The 15,085-nt window shown below is 66.2% G+C and carries 15 protein-coding genes; 11 read left to right on the top strand and 4 right to left on the bottom strand.

Annotated features, from left to right (window positions below; translation table 11 throughout):
• Positions 1 to 3: 3 nt before the first annotated feature.
• Both DKG74_RS17515 and DKG74_RS17510 read right to left on the bottom strand, forming a co-directional pair.
• Positions 4 to 702: a GntR family transcriptional regulator gene (locus DKG74_RS17515; RefSeq protein WP_243404158.1), complete on the bottom strand. Its 699-nt coding sequence runs from the start codon at positions 700 to 702 to the stop codon at positions 4 to 6.
• 80 nt (positions 703 to 782) lie between these two features.
• On the bottom strand, positions 783 to 1,418 hold the full coding sequence (locus DKG74_RS17510) for a TetR/AcrR family transcriptional regulator (protein ID WP_207779401.1): 636 nt from the start codon (positions 1,416 to 1,418) through the stop codon (positions 783 to 785).
• Between the two features lie 76 nt (positions 1,419 to 1,494).
• Here DKG74_RS17510 and DKG74_RS17505 point away from each other — a divergent pair, with 76 nt between their 5' ends.
• On the top strand, positions 1,495 to 2,847 hold the full coding sequence (locus DKG74_RS17505; protein ID WP_109907477.1) for an oxygenase MpaB family protein: 1,353 nt from the start codon (positions 1,495 to 1,497) through the stop codon (positions 2,845 to 2,847).
• An 81-nt stretch (positions 2,848 to 2,928) separates the two neighbouring features.
• Here the strand turns inward: DKG74_RS17505 and DKG74_RS17500 are convergent, their stop codons facing one another.
• Both DKG74_RS17500 and DKG74_RS17495 read right to left on the bottom strand, forming a co-directional pair.
• Complete coding sequence (locus DKG74_RS17500) at positions 2,929 to 4,080, bottom strand: 3-ketosteroid-9-alpha-monooxygenase, oxygenase component (RefSeq protein WP_109907476.1); 1,152 nt, start codon at positions 4,078 to 4,080, stop codon at positions 2,929 to 2,931.
• Between the two features lie 283 nt (positions 4,081 to 4,363).
• Positions 4,364 to 5,221 carry an SDR family NAD(P)-dependent oxidoreductase gene (locus DKG74_RS17495; protein WP_109907475.1) on the bottom strand — a complete coding sequence of 286 codons (858 nt, stop codon included), beginning with the start codon at positions 5,219 to 5,221 and terminating at the stop codon, positions 4,364 to 4,366.
• An 87-nt stretch (positions 5,222 to 5,308) separates the two neighbouring features.
• Between DKG74_RS17495 and DKG74_RS17490 the strand changes: the two genes are divergently transcribed.
• The 10 genes from DKG74_RS17490 to DKG74_RS17445 all read left to right on the top strand — a co-directional run bounded on the left by DKG74_RS17490 (position 5,309) and on the right by DKG74_RS17445 (position 15,009).
• Positions 5,309 to 6,244: an alpha/beta fold hydrolase gene (locus tag DKG74_RS17490; protein ID WP_109907474.1), complete on the top strand. Its 936-nt coding sequence runs from the start codon at positions 5,309 to 5,311 to the stop codon at positions 6,242 to 6,244.
• A gap of 29 nt (positions 6,245 to 6,273) precedes the next feature.
• A complete protein-coding gene (locus DKG74_RS17485) occupies positions 6,274 to 6,762 on the top strand; it encodes a nuclear transport factor 2 family protein (protein ID WP_109907473.1) in 489 nt (162 codons plus the stop codon).
• Between the two features lie 232 nt (positions 6,763 to 6,994).
• On the top strand, positions 6,995 to 8,767 hold the full coding sequence (locus DKG74_RS17480; protein ID WP_109907586.1) for an FAD-dependent oxidoreductase: 1,773 nt from the start codon (positions 6,995 to 6,997) through the stop codon (positions 8,765 to 8,767).
• A 31-nt stretch (positions 8,768 to 8,798) separates the two neighbouring features.
• Positions 8,799 to 9,560 (top strand): SDR family NAD(P)-dependent oxidoreductase, encoded by a 762-nt coding sequence (locus tag DKG74_RS17475; RefSeq protein ID WP_109907472.1) that lies wholly within the window; start codon positions 8,799 to 8,801, stop codon positions 9,558 to 9,560.
• Positions 9,561 to 9,660: 100 nt separating this feature from the next.
• On the top strand, positions 9,661 to 10,425 hold the full coding sequence (locus DKG74_RS17470) for an SDR family oxidoreductase (RefSeq protein ID WP_109907471.1): 765 nt from the start codon (positions 9,661 to 9,663) through the stop codon (positions 10,423 to 10,425).
• Positions 10,426 to 10,562: 137 nt separating this feature from the next.
• Complete coding sequence (locus DKG74_RS17465) at positions 10,563 to 11,753, top strand: amidohydrolase family protein (RefSeq protein WP_109907470.1); 1,191 nt, start codon at positions 10,563 to 10,565, stop codon at positions 11,751 to 11,753.
• Between the two features lie 5 nt (positions 11,754 to 11,758).
• Positions 11,759 to 12,766, top strand: a complete 1,008-nt coding sequence (locus DKG74_RS17460; RefSeq protein ID WP_109907469.1) for an aromatic ring-hydroxylating oxygenase subunit alpha — start codon at positions 11,759 to 11,761, stop codon at positions 12,764 to 12,766.
• Positions 12,767 to 12,848: 82 nt separating this feature from the next.
• Positions 12,849 to 13,676 (top strand): acetoacetate decarboxylase family protein, encoded by an 828-nt coding sequence (locus DKG74_RS17455; protein ID WP_165837738.1) that lies wholly within the window; start codon positions 12,849 to 12,851, stop codon positions 13,674 to 13,676.
• A complete protein-coding gene (locus tag DKG74_RS17450) occupies positions 13,669 to 14,544 on the top strand; it encodes an SDR family NAD(P)-dependent oxidoreductase (protein ID WP_109907467.1) in 876 nt (291 codons plus the stop codon). The genes DKG74_RS17455 and DKG74_RS17450 overlap by 8 nt, the downstream gene beginning before the upstream one ends.
• On the top strand, positions 14,545 to 15,009 hold the full coding sequence (locus DKG74_RS17445) for a MaoC family dehydratase (protein ID WP_109907466.1): 465 nt from the start codon (positions 14,545 to 14,547) through the stop codon (positions 15,007 to 15,009).
• Positions 15,010 to 15,085: the final 76 nt, after the last annotated feature.

Raw genomic sequence — 15,085 nt, 5'->3', positions numbered from 1 at the left:
CCCTCAGCGGACGCCGCTGTAACGCTCGTAAGTCTCTTCGACCAGGGTGATATGGCCGCGCATCGCGGCCTCTGCCCCGGCCTTGTCGCCGCGCAGGATCGCGGTCACCACGTGATCGTGCTCGGCATGGGACAGGGGCAGGCGGCCGAGGGTACGGAACTGGGCGCGGCGGAACGGCGACAGGCGCGCCCGTGTCGCCAGCGTGATCTCGGTCAGATAGTCGTTGTGGCTGCCGTGATAGATCGCGCTGTGAAAATGCTCGTTCAGCTCGTGGTAACGCTGGGGATCGCCCTTGCGCACCAGCTCGGCCAGCCCCTCGTGGACGGAGACGAGGGCCTGCCGCTCGGCGGTCGTCATGTTCACGGCGGCGAGGCCGGCGCAGATCGCTTCCAACTCGCCCATCACCTCGAACATGCCGCGCAGGCGCTCGATCGAGGGCAGGGCGACGAGGGCGCTGCGATGCGGCCGCGCCTCGACGAGGCCCGAGGCGGCGAGTTCGCGGATCGCCTCGCGCACGGGGGTGCGGGAAACGCCGAAGCGGGTGGCGATCTCCACCTCTTCCAGCGGGGTGCCGGGGGTCAGGCGGCCCTGCACGATCTCGTCGGCGAGGACGAGGCGCAATTCTTCGCTGCGGGTGGCGGAGCGGCGCGGACCCGGACGGCTGGCGGTGGTTTTGGCGCGTTTGGCGGCGGACGTCGGCACGATCGGACTCTTCATACTCAAGACCTGAGCCTAGGGTTCGGAAGGTCCCGCGGCAAGGGGCTTGCGCCCCTCTGGCCCCGTCACCCGCCGCGGCGCCGGAACATCGCGCGGGCGAAGAATTCGGCCTGGGCCAGCAGACGCTCGACCGTATAGGCATCCGGGTCGCGCAGGCGCAGGCGCACCAGTTCTTCCGACAGGGCGCGGAGCAGGGCGATGGCCAGTTCCCGGTCGGGATTGGCGAGGCTGGTCAGGGCCGGATCGGCGGCCTGCAACGCGGCATCCATATGGGCGCGGGTCAGGGCGCGGGCTTCGTCCAGCCGGCTGTAGAGTTCGGGCGGGCCGCCCTGACCCGGCATCAGCAACATGCGCCAGGTCGCGGGCGCGGCGTCGACCGCTTCCAGCACCCCGGCGACACCGGCGGCGAAGCGCGATTGCCCCGGGGCCGGTGGCCGGCTGCCGGCGGCGAGAAAGGCGGCGGCGGCCCGGCCGAATTCCCGGTCCACCATGGCGAGCAGCAAAGCTGGCAGATTGCCGAACTGCTGGTAGATCAGCGTCCGGGTGATGCCGCAGGCCTTCGCGACACGGTCGAGGCTGACCGCGTGAAAACCCTCGGCGTCGACGAGATCGCGCACGGTATCGAGGATCTGTTCCCGGCGCAGGCCGACACTCATGCGCCGCCGGGGCGCGCCCCTCGAGGTCAGGACCGGTCGATTCATGCTTGCCCCCGTCACGGCCGCAGCATAACTTACAAAACATAACTTAATAAATGTAAGTTGTCGGGAGGGGGATCGGATGGAAAGCCTGCAGGCGCTGGAGGCGCGGGTCGCCGCCCAGCGAGACCTGTTGCCGGCCATGTACGGCAAGGTCGATTTCTCCGTCACGCCCGAGCGTTTCGCCGGCACCCCCGACATTCCGAGCACGATCAGGGGCGAGAAGGGCGAGGCGGCGCGCCGCCGCTTTCTGGCCGACCCCGAGACCGTGGCGCGGGCGCGGGCCTATACGATGCTGGGCGACAATGTCGCCGACGCCTATGCCGCCCTGATGCCGCAGTATGGGTTCCGCAAGCTGGTCGACATGTTGACGCGGGCCTGCGACGAGGGGGTCGAGGCGGTGGCGGAGGCCCCGGCCGAGCTGGTCGGCTTCATCCGGGCGATGGAGGCGACGCCGGACTGGATCGACATGAGCCTGATCGAGGAGGGGGCGCGCTACAGCCGCAACGCCACCGCCAATGTCGCGCCTTTCGTCGTGCGTGGCGCCTTCGTCGCCACCTTCCTCAACAAATATTCGGCCCTGCCCATGGCCCTGACCGGCACCCTGTCGCATGAGACGGCGGTGCGGCGGATCAAGGAGACGGCGGCCTTCTTCACGACGACGGCGCTGCCCGGCGCGCTCACCCGCTTCGGTCCCGGCTTCAAGGCGGCGGCCATGGTCCGGCTGATGCATTCCATGGTGCGATTCAATGTGCTGCGCGGGGCGACGACCTGGGATGTCGCGGTCTATGGCATTCCGGTGCCGCAGGTCGACCAGATGCCGGCGGGGACCATCGCCGTCTTCCTGCTGGCCTTCAAGCTGATGCGCCAGGGGCGGGCGGCATTCACGCCGCGGGAACGCGCCTTCGTCGAATTCAACCGCTATCGCTGCTGGCTGCTCGGCCTGCCCGAAGACCTGCTGCCGGCGACGCCGGATGGCATCCAGCAAGCCATGAGCGTCTACAGCGGCACATTGCGTGACGGCTATGACGACGCGACCTGCGGCGCGCTGGTGCGGGCGACCATGGCCGGCTATTTCCCCGCCGACCGCCGGCTGCGCAGCCGCCTCTTCGATGGGCTGGAGCGCAGCTTCGCCCGGGTCTTTTTCAACCGGGCCTTCCTGTCGGGCGACACCAGCGGCAAGGCCGCCCTGATGGGGGTCGCCCTGCGTCCCTACGACCGGCTGGTCTTCGTCGCCCTCGGCCTTTACGTCTATGGCCGGCAGGGGCTCTACAAGCTCGCCCTGCGCCTGCCGCTGATGCGGGACATCGCCGACCGGCGGCTGATCGCCCGGATCGACCGCCTGCTGATCGGCTATGGCCACGCCGAATATACCACCGACGCCTCGAAATACCGGGGCGCCGGCTTCGAGGGCAAACGCCAGCCGGCGGAGTAGGGCCTTACGCAAAAAAAACGCCGCCCGGGAGGGGCGGCGAAGTTGGGGAGCTCTAGTACAGATGCCCCGAGGGCAGGCGGCCTATTCGGCGGCCTGCTGGGCGGCTTTGTTGGCGGCCTCGTCGGCCACCCACAACTCGTTGGACTTGGCGAGGTCCATCTCGATCTCGAACTTGTCGGTCATGTCGGGCTGCACGTCCGCGACATCGACATAGAACTGCTCGTACCAGCGGCGCAGCTGGTAGACGGGGCCATCGGCCTCGCACAGCAGCGGATTGTCGATGCGGCGCTTGGTCTTCCAGATCGCGACGTCCTGGAAGAAACCGTCACGGTTACCCGAGGCATACATCTGGGCGATCTGCGCGTTCATCTCGTCGTCGAGGAACGGCAGCTTCTTCACCATGAGGCCGACATGAAGGGTGAAGCTGTCATGGTCGATCGGCACATGGCAGTTGATCAGATAGGCCTCGACCGTCATGCCGTTCACGACCGACGAGAGTTCGTCGATCATGTAGGACGGGCCGTAATAGGTGGCGACGGAATAAAGCTCGTCGATCACCACCTCGGCGCCGCCGAAGGCCATGTTGTCGCCGGACACCTTCAGGTCGGCGCGGGGCTTGCCGCGCATTTCCTGCCGGGCGACATGCTTCTCGAAGGTGTTCTTGAAGTAGGTCGCGCGGGCGCCGTGGACGTAATAGAAATGGGCCATGTCGGCCACATTGTCGATCAGCTCGCGGCAGTTGATGTCGATCTTCACCGTCTCCCAGATCCATTCGGACCATTCGCCGGTGAAGCATTCCTCGATGCGGGGGATGCGCACGGCGGGATCGGGCTGGCTGCCCTCGACATCGTGCCAGATGAAGAGCTGCTTGTTCTCTTCCAGGGTCGGCCAGGACTTGATGCGCGCGCGCGGCGGCACGCGGCCGGCATAGGGAATGGCCTTGCACTTGCCATCGCCGCCCCACTGCCAGCCATGGAACGGGCAGGACAGATTATCGCCCTTGATCGTGCCTTCGCCGAGGTCGGCGCCCATATGCGGGCAATAGCCGTCGACGACGTTCAGCTTGCCCGTGGAATCCGCGAAGACCGCGACGCGGGTGCCGAAGACGTCGAGCGAATGGGCCTTGCCGTCGCGGAACGTCTCGGCGAGACCGAGGCAGTGCCAGCCCCGGGCGAAACGCTGTGGCGGCCGATCCGCCTGGATGACCCGGATGTCGCTCTCGACTGCTGCCATGTCGTCCTCCCACAGAACATCGGATGGCCCCCTTGTTTCGGGGCGTTCATCACCTTGTGGCGGAGGTTAGGAACGCAGGCAACGATCATCATCACCTATATGGACTAGGAGGGCGGCCGGCGAGGTCCGTGGGGTCTTTCGCCATGGGCCGCCGAAAGCACGAAACCCGCGGATTCCGCGGGTTCCGATAATGACGGCGGCGCCTGCCGCCTGGCCCGTTCACATCCGGAAACGGACTGTATTCACTGGCGGTGCAATCATCCGCCGCTGCCCGGCAACGGTGTTACAGCGGCTTCTCGAACAGGGGCGCGCCGAAGAACTGGCGGAAGGAAATGGGCTGGTGGTCGCCCTCGTCCCTGATGCCGTAGTGAAGCGCGAGTTCCGAGGTGTAGAAGGTCCCGCCCGAGAGCCGCATCAGGTCGCCGTCCTGCCACAGGGCGTCGATGATCCTGCCGCCGAAGCCCGGGCTTTCCGCCCCGGCATAGCCGCCGATGCCCTCGAACATCTGGGGGAAATGCTCGAGGCCGAGCAGGGTGCGGTCGGTCTTGACGAGGCCGTGCCAGAACGACAGCGCGCAGACATTGTGGGGCTGCAGATCGGGCGCCATGTCGGCGGCCAGCTTGTCCTGACCGATCTTGGACAGGCCATAGGGCAGGGGGTGCAGATGCGCCCGCGCCCCGACCGACGAGGTGTTGACGATCAGGCCGCGCCCGGCCTCGATCAGCAAAGGAATGCCATAGACGCAGGCGACATAGGACGAGCGCAGGCCGACGTCGATCTGCTGCTGCCATTCCTCGAGGCCGCGTTCCCAGAAATTGCCGGGCAGGGCCGAGAAATCCTGCATGGCGAAGGCATTGTTGACCAGAACGTCCAGCCTGCCCTGTTCCGCCCGCACCCGGTCGAACACGGCTTTGGTCTGCGCGTCGTCGAGATGGTCGCAGGCGACGGCGATGCCCTTGCCCCCGGCGGCGTCGATCGCCGCCGCGGTCTCGTGGATGGTGCCCGGCCAGTTGCCGGTCGGCGCATCCTTGCTGCGCCCGGTGACATAGACGGTATCGCCCGCCGCGCCCAGCGCGATGGCGATGCCCCGGCCGAGGCCACGGCTGGCCCCCGTAACGACGGAAACCCGACCCGATGCCATGCAATCCTCCCCTGTCTTTGGGCGGGGATTCTGGGGCACAATCGTCCGCGCGCATCGTCCATACAAACTAGAATCGGGCGGAGAGAGATGGAAACGATCAGGGTGGCGGCCAATGGCCTCGATTTCGAGGTCGACCAGGCGGGCAGCGGCGAGAAATTCGCATTGCTGCTGCATGGATTTCCCGAATCCAAATTTTCCTGGCGGGCGCAGCTGCCGGTTTTCGCCGAGCGGGGCTATACCGCCTGGGCGCCCAACCTGCGCGGCTATGGCCTGACCACGCGGCCGCAGGGGCGCGGGAATTACACGCTCGATCACCTCGCCGACGATGTCGCCGGCCTGATCGACGCGGCGCGGGCGCGCGGCATCACGGGGCCGGTCACCCTCGTCGCCCACGACTGGGGCGGCGCCATCGCCTGGGCCTTCGCCCTGCGCGGCCTGCGCCCGCTCGAGAAATTCATCATCCTGAACATGCCGCACCCGGTGCTGTTCTTTCAGGGGCTGCGCCATTTCGCCCAGCTGCGCCGCTCCTGGTACATGTTCTTCTTCCAGATCCCGGGCCTGCCCGAATTGGCCCTGTCGCGGCGGGGCGCGGAGGCCATCGGCCGGATTTTCTTCGACCATGCCCGCAACAAGGGCAATTTCCCGCCCGAGGTTCTGGCCGAATACAAGCGCAATGCCCTGCGCCCCGGCGCGCTGACCGCCATGCTGAATTACTACCGCGCCAATATCCGCCTGCCCCGGCCGGGCGGGGCGAAGATGCCGCCGGTGCCCAAGCTGACCGTGCCCACCCTGATGGTCTGGGGCGAGGCGGATGCGGCGCTTGGCAAGGAGTTGACCGTGGGGACCGAGGCGCTGGTGCCCGGTATCACCATCCGCTATCTGCCCGGCGTCTCCCACTGGGTGCAGCAGGATGCGCCGCGGACGGTGAACGCCATGATCGAGGCTTTTCTCGACGGCCGGCCCGTGCCCGAGGCCGCGGACCTCGTCCATACGGGCGAGGCGGACGCCCCGCCGCCCCGCTAGTCTTCCCCCATAACAAGGGGAGGACGGCCATGGCCGAGACGTTGGAAAGCCTCGCGGCGCGCATCACGGCGCTGGAGGACAAGGCGGCGATCCACGAACTGAAGCATAGCTATTTCCGGGGGTGCGATCGCAAGCAGCCGGACGTGGTGCGCAATTGTTTCCGCCCGGACGCGGTGATCGACGCCGCCTATATGGGCGTGCACGAGGGGCGGGACTCCTTCGTCAACCTGTTCGAGATGGTCGGTTGCCGCGACACGATCCTCGACATGCATCACGCCCAGAATCCGGTGATCGTGCTCGACGGGCCGGATCGCGCCCATGGCACCTGGGATCTCTATTTCCATCAGATCAACCTCGACACCAGTTCGGCCGCGCAGGTTTCCGGCTACTACGAGGACGACTATGTCCGCGAAGAGGGGCGCTGGTGGATCGCCCGCAGCACCTTCCGCGTCACCTCGACCCTGATGACCGAGGTGGGCGAGGGCGGCTCGCTGCGCAACACTCTGCTGGGGCGGTGAAAACGGGGGCGCAAACCCCCTTCCCGGTCGGCGCTCCGGCGAAGGCCGGAGCCTCGTGACGGAAGGGCGCTGTTCTCGTCGAAAGGTCCCGGCCTTCGCCGGGACGACGAAGACAGAGCGGTGCCCGTCTCTAGTCCAAGGGGACGATGCCGGGGCGCGAGAGGCGGCAAGAATGGCGCCACAGTTCCGCAAGGGACGGGCGCACAGACGCTTTGGAATGGGGGAAACGGGCATGACCCTGGGAACAGGCAGCGACAGCATCGCCGACGGCGCGGTCTTCGACGTCATCGTCGTTGGCAGCGGCGCGGGCGGGATGCTGGCCGCCAACCGTGCCCATGATCTCGGGCTCTCCGTCCTTCTCGTCGAAAAGAGCGACCGTTTCGGCGGCACCTCGGCCGTATCGGGCGGGGCGATCTGGGTGCCCTGCAACGACGACCTTGGCGGTCTCGACGACCGGGCCAAGGCCCTCGCTTACCTGCGCGCCTGCACCATGGGGCGGGTGCCGGACGAGAAGCTCGCCGCCTATGTCGACAACGCCATGCCCATGGTCCGCTACAGCAAGGGCCAGGTCGGCCTCGGCTTCAAGGCGGTGATGGAATATCCCGACTATTACCCGGACCGGGAAGGCGCCCTGCCGGGCGGCCGTACCATGGACCCGGACGCGGTCGACGGCGGCGACCTCGGCGACGATTACTGGCGCCTGCGCGAGCCCTACGCCCTGATGCGCCTGTTCGGGCGGATTTCCCTGACCGTGAAGGAAGCCCGCGCGATCACCACCAAGAAGCCGGGCTGGCCGCTCGTCCTCATGAAGCTGATCGGCGCCTATGCCACCGATTTTCGCTGGCGCCTGAAGACGAAGCGCGATCGCCGCCTGTCCATGGGCAACGCCCTCGCGGGCGGACTCTTGCGCGGTCTTGTCCGGCGCGGCGTGCCCCGGGTGATCAACGCCCGCCTGCTGCGCCTGACCCGTGACGGCGAACGGGTGACGGGTGCCGTCATCTCCCGCGACGGCAAGGACATGACCATCGCCGCCCGGCGCGGCGTCATCCTCGCCGCCGGCGGCTTCGAGCGGAACGCCGAGATGCGCAAGGATCATCTGCCGCAGCCGACCTCGGACACCTGGTCGGTCACGCCCTATCCCAACAACACGGGCGACGCCATCCGTGCCGGGCGCGAGCTGGGCGCGGCGCTCGATTTCATGGATCTCGCCTGGTGGGCGCCCAGTATGCGCCTGCCTTCGCGCGACACGCCGAATACCGAAACCCGCGTCGGCATGTTCATGGAGCGCGGCTGGCCGGGCAGTCTGATCGTCAATCCGGCGGGCCGCCGCTTCGCCAACGAGGCGATGTCCTACAACGACTTCGGTTACGCCATGATCGCGGAACACCAGAAGACCGGCGCGGGGCTTTCGTGCTGGATGGTGTTCGACGCGACCTTCCGCAAGAATTACGTCGTCGGCGGGATCATGCCCGGCATGATGCAGCCCGACCGCAGCCTGCCGCCCGAATGGTTCGACAGCGTGATTTACCGCGCCGGCTCCATCGCCGAACTCGCGGGCAAGATCGGTGTGCCGGCCCCGGCGCTGGCCGAGTCCGTGGCGCGGATGAATGGCTTCGCCCGCACCGGCAAGGACACGGATTTCGGCCGCGGCGACAATGTCTACGACCGCTATTTCGGCGACCGTTTCGTCAAGCCCAATCCCTGCCTCGGCCCGATCGAGAAGGCGCCCTTCTATGCCGTGCGTGTCGATCTCGGCGACATCGGCACCAAGGGCGGGCTGAAGACCGACGCGCGCGCCCGCGTGCTCGACGAGGCGGGGGAGCCGATCGCCGGCCTCTACGCCATCGGCAATTGCTCGGCCTCGGTCATGGCGGCGGCCTATCCCGGCGCCGGCGCAACCCTCGGCCCGGCCATGACCTTCGGCTTCATCGCCGTCAACGATATTGCGGGCGCAAGGTCCAATCAGGATCAGGACCTGCCGCCCCGACAAGCCGCGCGGGCCTGATCCCGGCGAGTAACCAAGAAGGAAAGCCTAGATGGGCCGCGTACAGGACAAGGTGGTGATGATCACGGGCGCCGGCAGCGGCGCCGGCCGGGCCGATGCCCTTTTGCTGGCGAAAGAGGGCGCGAAGATCATCGCGACCGACGCCAACTTCGAGACGGCCAAGGCGACGGCGGCGGAAATCGGCGGCGACGCCATCGCCCTGCCGCTGAACATCACCCGGGAAGAGGACTGGGTGGCCGCCTTCGCCGCGGCGAAGGAAAAATTCGGCCATGTCGACGTGCTGGTGAACAATGCCGGCATCCTCATCCAGGCCTCCATCGAATACATGAGCTTCGAGGACTGGCAGAAGACGCTGAACGTGAATGTCACGGGGTACTACCTCGGCTGCAAGCACGGCGTCATCAACATGAAGGAAAAGGGCGGCAACATCATCAACATGGGATCGGTGACATCCCATTTGGGCAGCCCGAACTACTTCGCCTATGCCGCCGCGAAATCCGCCGTTGTCTCGCTCACCCGCAGCGTCAACGCCCATGCAAAGACGGGCGGCTATGCCATCCGCTGCAACGCGCTCTGTCCCGACGGCATCCTGACGCCGATGGTGCTGGCCCAGATGGGCCTGCCGCCCGACGCCGATGTCGAGATGATCAAGCAGTCGCCCATGGGCCACCGCTTCTGCTACCCGGAAGACGTGGCCAATCTCGTGCTTTTCCTCGCTTCCGACGAATCCAAATTCATCTCGGGCGCCGATATCGCCATCGACAACGGCAACTTCCGCTATTCGGAATTCTGAGGTCTCCGCCTCGTCGCCCCGGCGAAGGCCGGGGCCTTTCGACGAGGGGGCGTAACCGTCGACAGATCCCGGCCTTCGCCGGGATGACGAGGAACAGGGCATGGGCATCGACTACACGGGCAAGGTCGCGATCGTCACCGGCGGCACCAAGGGCACCGGCCGGGTCATCGCCGAAAGCCTGCTGGCGGCGGGCGCCCATGTCGTGATCTGCGGCCGTAACGCACCCGATATCCCGGTCGCGGCGGCGGGTCGCGAGGCGGTCTTCGTCGCCGCCGACGTGCGCGACCCGGAACAGGGCAAGCGCCTGGTCGATACCGCGGTCGAGCTGTTCGGTCGGCTCGACCTGCTCGTCAACAATGCCGGCGGCTCGCCCAATGCCGACGCGGCGACGGCGTCGCCCCGCTTTTCCGAGGCGATCCTGCGCCTCAACCTGCTCGGGCCGCTCTATCTCTCGCAGAGCGCCTGTCTCGTCATGCGCGGGCAGGCGGGGGGCGGGGCCATCGTCAACATCGCATCCGTGTCGGCGGTGCGGCCGTCGCCCGGCACGGCGGTCTATGGCGCGGCCAAGGCGGGGCTCGTCTCGCTGACCCGCTCCCTCGGCCAGGAATGGGCGCCGGCCGTGCGGGTCAACGCCATCGTCGCCGGCATGATCAGGACCGAGGCCGCGCTCGACCATTACGGCGGCGCCGAGGGGCTCGCCCGGATCGAGGCGGCGCTGCCGCAGGGCCGCATGGCGGTGCCCCGCGATATCGCCAATGCCGTCCTGTTCCTCGGCAGCGAGATGGCGGCCCATGTCACCGGCGCGGCGCTGGAAGTCCATGGCGGCGGCGAGCGTCCGCCCTTCCTCGAACAGGGGCAGGGCTGATATCGGCCCTGCCGATCATTGTTCGTGACGGCGAACGGAGAATTCGCCTCGGGCCACTTCCGGCTGTCGGGCGGGGGGCCTAGGGTTCAGATCAGAGAAGCCGGGGCAGCCGGCGATAATGATAACCGGAGGAAGAGATGGACCGCTATCTGGTGATTTCGGGCGATGGTCACGCCGGCCTGCCGCCGGAGAAATATCGCGACTATCTCGAGAGCAAGTATCACGCCGAATTCGACGAGCGCCTGCCCAAGGAAATCGCCTTCCGCGAGATGATGGAAGAGAAGCTCCTGGTCAAGGACTTCAACGACAAATGGCGCGCCGCCTGCGGTGACGACATCTTCGGCGTCTGGGACGGCGTGCTGCGCGACAAGGTGCTGGATGGCGACGGTATCGCCGCTGAAGTGCTGTTCCCCGACGGTATCACCGAACGCAATGCCCCGCCCTTCGGCGCCGACATCGGCCTGCGCTGCCAGGGCGCGGACCCCGAACTGCTGTGGGCCGGTGCCCGCGCCCATAACCGCTGGATGGCGGACTTTTGCCGCGATAATCCGGTGCGCCGCATCGGCCTTGCCGTGATCCCCGTCGTCTTCGACGTCGAGACCGCGGTGAAGGAAATCGCCTGGGCGAAGAAGGCCGGCCTCTCCGGCGTCGTCTTCCCCTGCATGACCGACGGTTTCGATCCGTACAACCACCCCAAATACGATCCCGTGTGGAAGATCTGCGAAGATCAGAACATGGCGATCCATTTCCATTCGGGCGCGTCTCCGCCGATGGCCCCGGTGCCGGGCGCCATCGGCTGCTTCCTGATGGAATTCCCGTTCTGGATGACCCGCTCGATGTGGCAGTTCATCTTCGGCGAGGTGCTGGAGCGTTTCCCCAAGCTGAAGATCATCTACACCGAAGGCTCGGAATTCTGGTTCAACTGGATGAACACGATGATGGACATCCGGGCCAGCGTGAAGCACACGAGCGGCAAGCTGGGCGACTTCCGCGCCAAGCTGACCATGAAGCCGTCGGAATATTTCGCCCGCAACATGTGGGTCGTCGCCTCGGCCCTCGCCGACCGGGACACCGCCGTGGCCTGCAAGGAACTCGGCATGAACCGGGTGATCTGGGGCTCCGACTATCCGCATCCCGAAGGTTGCTGGCCGAAGACGGCGGAGAAGATGCTGATCTCGCTCGGCGGCCTGCCCGAGAGCGATCTCGAGCAGATCTTCTGGAAGTCGGCGGCGGAGGTCTATGACCTCGACCTGCCGGCGCTCAACAAGATCGCCGGGAAGATCGGCCCCAAGAAGAACTGGCTCGCCACCGCCCAGGCCGCGGAGTAACACCCATGATCTCGGTCGAACGTTTCCCGATGGATATCCCCTACGGCTGGTTCTTCGTCGCCTATTCCGACGAATTGCAGGCCGGCGACGTGAAGACGGTCCAGTATTTCGGCGAGGAACTGGTGCTGTTCCGCACCCTGTCCGGCAAGGCCGGTCTGCTCGAGGCTTATTGCGCCCATCTCGGCGCCCACCTTGGCCATGGCGGCAAGGTCGATCAGGACGGCATCCGCTGCCCGTTCCACGCCTGGGCTTACAACACCGAAGGCTGGGCGACCGACGTGCCCTACGCCAAGAAGATGCCGCCGATCCTGTCGCGCCGGCCGTGCATGAAGGCCTATCCCATCGTCGAGAAGAACAATGTGGTCTGGGCCTGGTATCACCCGGAAAAGGCTGAACCCTTCTTCGACGTGATCGAGCACGAGGAAATCGGCCAGATCGCCGACGAGCAGTGGGAAGAGCTGGACCGCTATCACTGGACGATCCTGTCCAACCCGCAGGAAATCGCGGAAAACGGCGTCGACATCGCCCATTTCCGCTATGTCCACGGCATGGATGACGTGCCCGAGGGCAAGACCAGCTACGATGGCCACCTGCGGCGTTCCATCGCCGAGGGCCAGCGCACGCTGCCCATGCCCGACGGCGAGATGAAGACCTTCCCGACGCGGGTCGAGACGGTGCAGAACGGCGCGGGCCAGAAATACACCCGCATCACCGGCATCACCGACACGCTGCTGATGGTGCTGGCGACGCCGGTGACCAAGGACAAGTGCGAGCTGCGCTTCGCCTTCACCCACCGCAAGTTCGACAAGGAAAGCATGGAATATAATATCGCCCGCATGGCGATCGCGCTGGTGATCGGCCAGACCGGGGTCGAGGGCGATATTCCGATCTGGAACCACAAGATCCATCGCAAGAACCCGATCCTGTGCGACGGCGACGGCCCGATCATGCAGTTCCGGGAATATTTCGAGCAGTTCTACGTCCCCGCCGAGCAGCGCGCGGCGGCGGAGTAACCACAAGCGTAATCGAATGACAGACCGGGGCGCCTCACCGCCCCGGAACGCCCGGGCTTTGCCCGCAACGAGGGGAAACGAAATGGCCAAGGTACGTTATGTGAAGGACCTGTCGAAGACGGGCTCCACCGGGGGGATCGGTTCGGCGTCGATGCGGACCTCGGTCCGCACCTTCCGCGCGATCTACGAGACCGAGCCGGAGATCGCCGCCGCCGTGCTGCCGAAGCCGCTCGTCCTGACCGAGCCGAAGATCTTCGTGCAATTCGCCCATGTCATCATGCACCTGTCGGACACCAACAAGATCGAGATCGGCGCCGCCACCGTCGGCGTCGCCTGCGAGGCCGAAGGGGTGAAGGGCTGGTACGTCCTGTCCATGCCGATGGAAGGCGATTTCGTCTGCATCACCGGCCGCGAAGTCTTCGGCGAGCCGAAGAAGATCGCCTCGGTCGATTTCGATGTCGCCGGCGACAAGATCAAGGTCGCGGTGAAGCGCAACGGCATCAAGTTCATCGAGATGGAAGGCACCATCGGCGAGTCCAAGGGACCGGCTGAATTCACCGAGAATTTCTTCTGCTACAAGGGGATGCCCTCGATCACCCGCCGCGGCGGCTTCGACGGTCCGGTGTTCCTGACCCAGCTCGACTGGGAACGCAAATACACCGACATGAAGAAGATCGCGGACGCGAAGATCACCCTGAACGAAAGCCCGTTCGATCCGATCGCCGACGTGCCCGTGAAGAAGGTCCTCGAAGCCTTCTACTGCGAGGGCGGCTCGATCACCTCGGGCAAGATCCTGCGCGAGGTGCCGTCCGAATGGCTCGACGCCTTCTGGCATCAGCGCTTCGACGAGCCGGGCATCCAGGGCATCGAGGTGCCGCTCGAATCCGAGAAGAAGGTGGCTAATGCTTGATCTCGCCGGCAAGACCGCCGTCGTCACCGGCGGCGCCTCGGGCGTTGGCCTCGCCCTTACCCGCGCCCTCGCGGGCGAGGGGTTGAAGCTCGTCATCGCCGACATCGACCAGGAAGCCCTCGACCGCACCGTCGCCGAGCTGAAGGCGAACGGCACCGCGGCGATCGGCGTGAAGACCGACGTCACCAAGGAAGACTCGGTCAACGCCCTCGCCGATGCCGCCTATGCGGCGTTCGGCAAGGTGCATTTCCTCTTCAACAATGCGGGTGTCGGCCTCGGCGAGGCGCAGCGCAAGATGTGGGAAATGCCGATGAAGGACTGGAACTGGGGCTTCGCCGTCAATGTGACCGGTGTCGTCCACGGTATCCGCGCCTTCGTGCCGCGCATGATCGAAGGCGGGGAAGAGGGGCTGATCTGCAACACCTCTTCCTTCAACGGCGGGCTGTTCCCGCTGCCCAACACGCCGATCTACGCGGCGACCAAGGCGGCGGTCACCTCGATTTCGGAAACCCTGCACTGGCAGCTCCAGATCGCGAAGACGAAGCTGCGGGCGGCGGTGCTGTTCCCCGGCCCCCATGTCGTCAACACGCGGATCATGGACAGCAACCGCAACCGCCCGTCCGAATTCTCGGATGGCAAGGATACGGGCGCGGCCGCCTACAAGACCATGCGCGACCTCGTGTCGGCGACCGGTCTCAAGCTGCAGTTGACCGAGCCCGAGGAAGTCGCCGATTTCGTCGTCGAGAGTGTGAAGGCCGACCGTTTCTGGATGTTCCCGCAGGCCGAGGCGCAGAATACCATGCTGCGCACCCGGACCGAGAACATCATCGCCCGGGGTGAATTGCCACTGCCTGCTCTGGGAATCTAAATGGCTGAAACAGTAAAATTCGCCGGCCCCCGCGACCTGATCGGTCGCGAGGGTTCGGCCCTCGGCACCAGCGACTGGCTGTCGATCGAACAGGACCGGGTCAACCTCTTCGCCGACGCGACCAACGATCACCAGTGGATCCATGTCGACGTCGAGAAGGCGAAGACCGGGCCCTTCGGCGCCCCCATCGCCCATGGTTACCTGACCCTGTCGCTGATCGCCGGCTTCCTGCCGCAGATTGTCGATGTCGGCGTGTTCAAGATGGGCGTCAACATCGGCTGCGACAAGATCCGCTTCCTCGCCCCCGTCAAGGTGGGCAGCCGCATCCGCGGCAAGGGCGAACTGGTCAAGGTGCAGGAAACCCCGGACGGTGGCATCCAGGTCACCATCCGCGTCACCATCGAGATCGAGGGCGGCGACAAGCCGGCCTGCATCGCCGACACGGTCAGCCGCTTCTATCCGTGATCGACGGATGGCGTCGTCCCGGCGAAGGCCGGGATGACAAGCGTCAGGGCCGCATCAGAACAAGACAGAGGGAGAG

The sequence above is a fragment of the Zavarzinia aquatilis genome (genome assembly GCF_003173035.1).
Taxonomy (GTDB): Bacteria; Pseudomonadota; Alphaproteobacteria; order Zavarziniales; family Zavarziniaceae; genus Zavarzinia; species Zavarzinia aquatilis.
The sequence above is the reverse complement of the archived record's forward strand: the minus strand, read 5'-3'. Positions and strand labels throughout refer to the sequence as shown.

What these genes read in the sequence shown, in the direction of transcription:
- DKG74_RS17510 (WP_207779401.1), bottom strand. Translation starts at nt 1,418, where the DNA reads ATGAATCGACCGGTCCTGACCTCGAGGGGCGCGCCCCGGCGGCGCATG.
- DKG74_RS17505 (WP_109907477.1), top strand. Translation starts at nt 1,495, where the DNA reads ATGGAAAGCCTGCAGGCGCTGGAGGCGCGGGTCGCCGCCCAGCGAGAC.
- DKG74_RS17500 (WP_109907476.1), bottom strand. Translation starts at nt 4,080, where the DNA reads ATGGCAGCAGTCGAGAGCGACATCCGGGTCATCCAGGCGGATCGGCCG.
- DKG74_RS17495 (WP_109907475.1), bottom strand. Translation starts at nt 5,221, where the DNA reads ATGGCATCGGGTCGGGTTTCCGTCGTTACGGGGGCCAGCCGTGGCCTC.
- DKG74_RS17490 (WP_109907474.1), top strand. Translation starts at nt 5,309, where the DNA reads ATGGAAACGATCAGGGTGGCGGCCAATGGCCTCGATTTCGAGGTCGAC.
- DKG74_RS17485 (WP_109907473.1), top strand. Translation starts at nt 6,274, where the DNA reads ATGGCCGAGACGTTGGAAAGCCTCGCGGCGCGCATCACGGCGCTGGAG.
- DKG74_RS17480 (WP_109907586.1), top strand. Translation starts at nt 6,995, where the DNA reads ATGACCCTGGGAACAGGCAGCGACAGCATCGCCGACGGCGCGGTCTTC.
- DKG74_RS17475 (WP_109907472.1), top strand. Translation starts at nt 8,799, where the DNA reads ATGGGCCGCGTACAGGACAAGGTGGTGATGATCACGGGCGCCGGCAGC.
- DKG74_RS17470 (WP_109907471.1), top strand. Translation starts at nt 9,661, where the DNA reads ATGGGCATCGACTACACGGGCAAGGTCGCGATCGTCACCGGCGGCACC.
- DKG74_RS17465 (WP_109907470.1), top strand. Translation starts at nt 10,563, where the DNA reads ATGGACCGCTATCTGGTGATTTCGGGCGATGGTCACGCCGGCCTGCCG.
- DKG74_RS17460 (WP_109907469.1), top strand. Translation starts at nt 11,759, where the DNA reads ATGATCTCGGTCGAACGTTTCCCGATGGATATCCCCTACGGCTGGTTC.
- DKG74_RS17455 (WP_165837738.1), top strand. Translation starts at nt 12,849, where the DNA reads ATGGCCAAGGTACGTTATGTGAAGGACCTGTCGAAGACGGGCTCCACC.
- DKG74_RS17450 (WP_109907467.1), top strand. Translation starts at nt 13,669, where the DNA reads ATGCTTGATCTCGCCGGCAAGACCGCCGTCGTCACCGGCGGCGCCTCG.
- DKG74_RS17445 (WP_109907466.1), top strand. Translation starts at nt 14,545, where the DNA reads ATGGCTGAAACAGTAAAATTCGCCGGCCCCCGCGACCTGATCGGTCGC.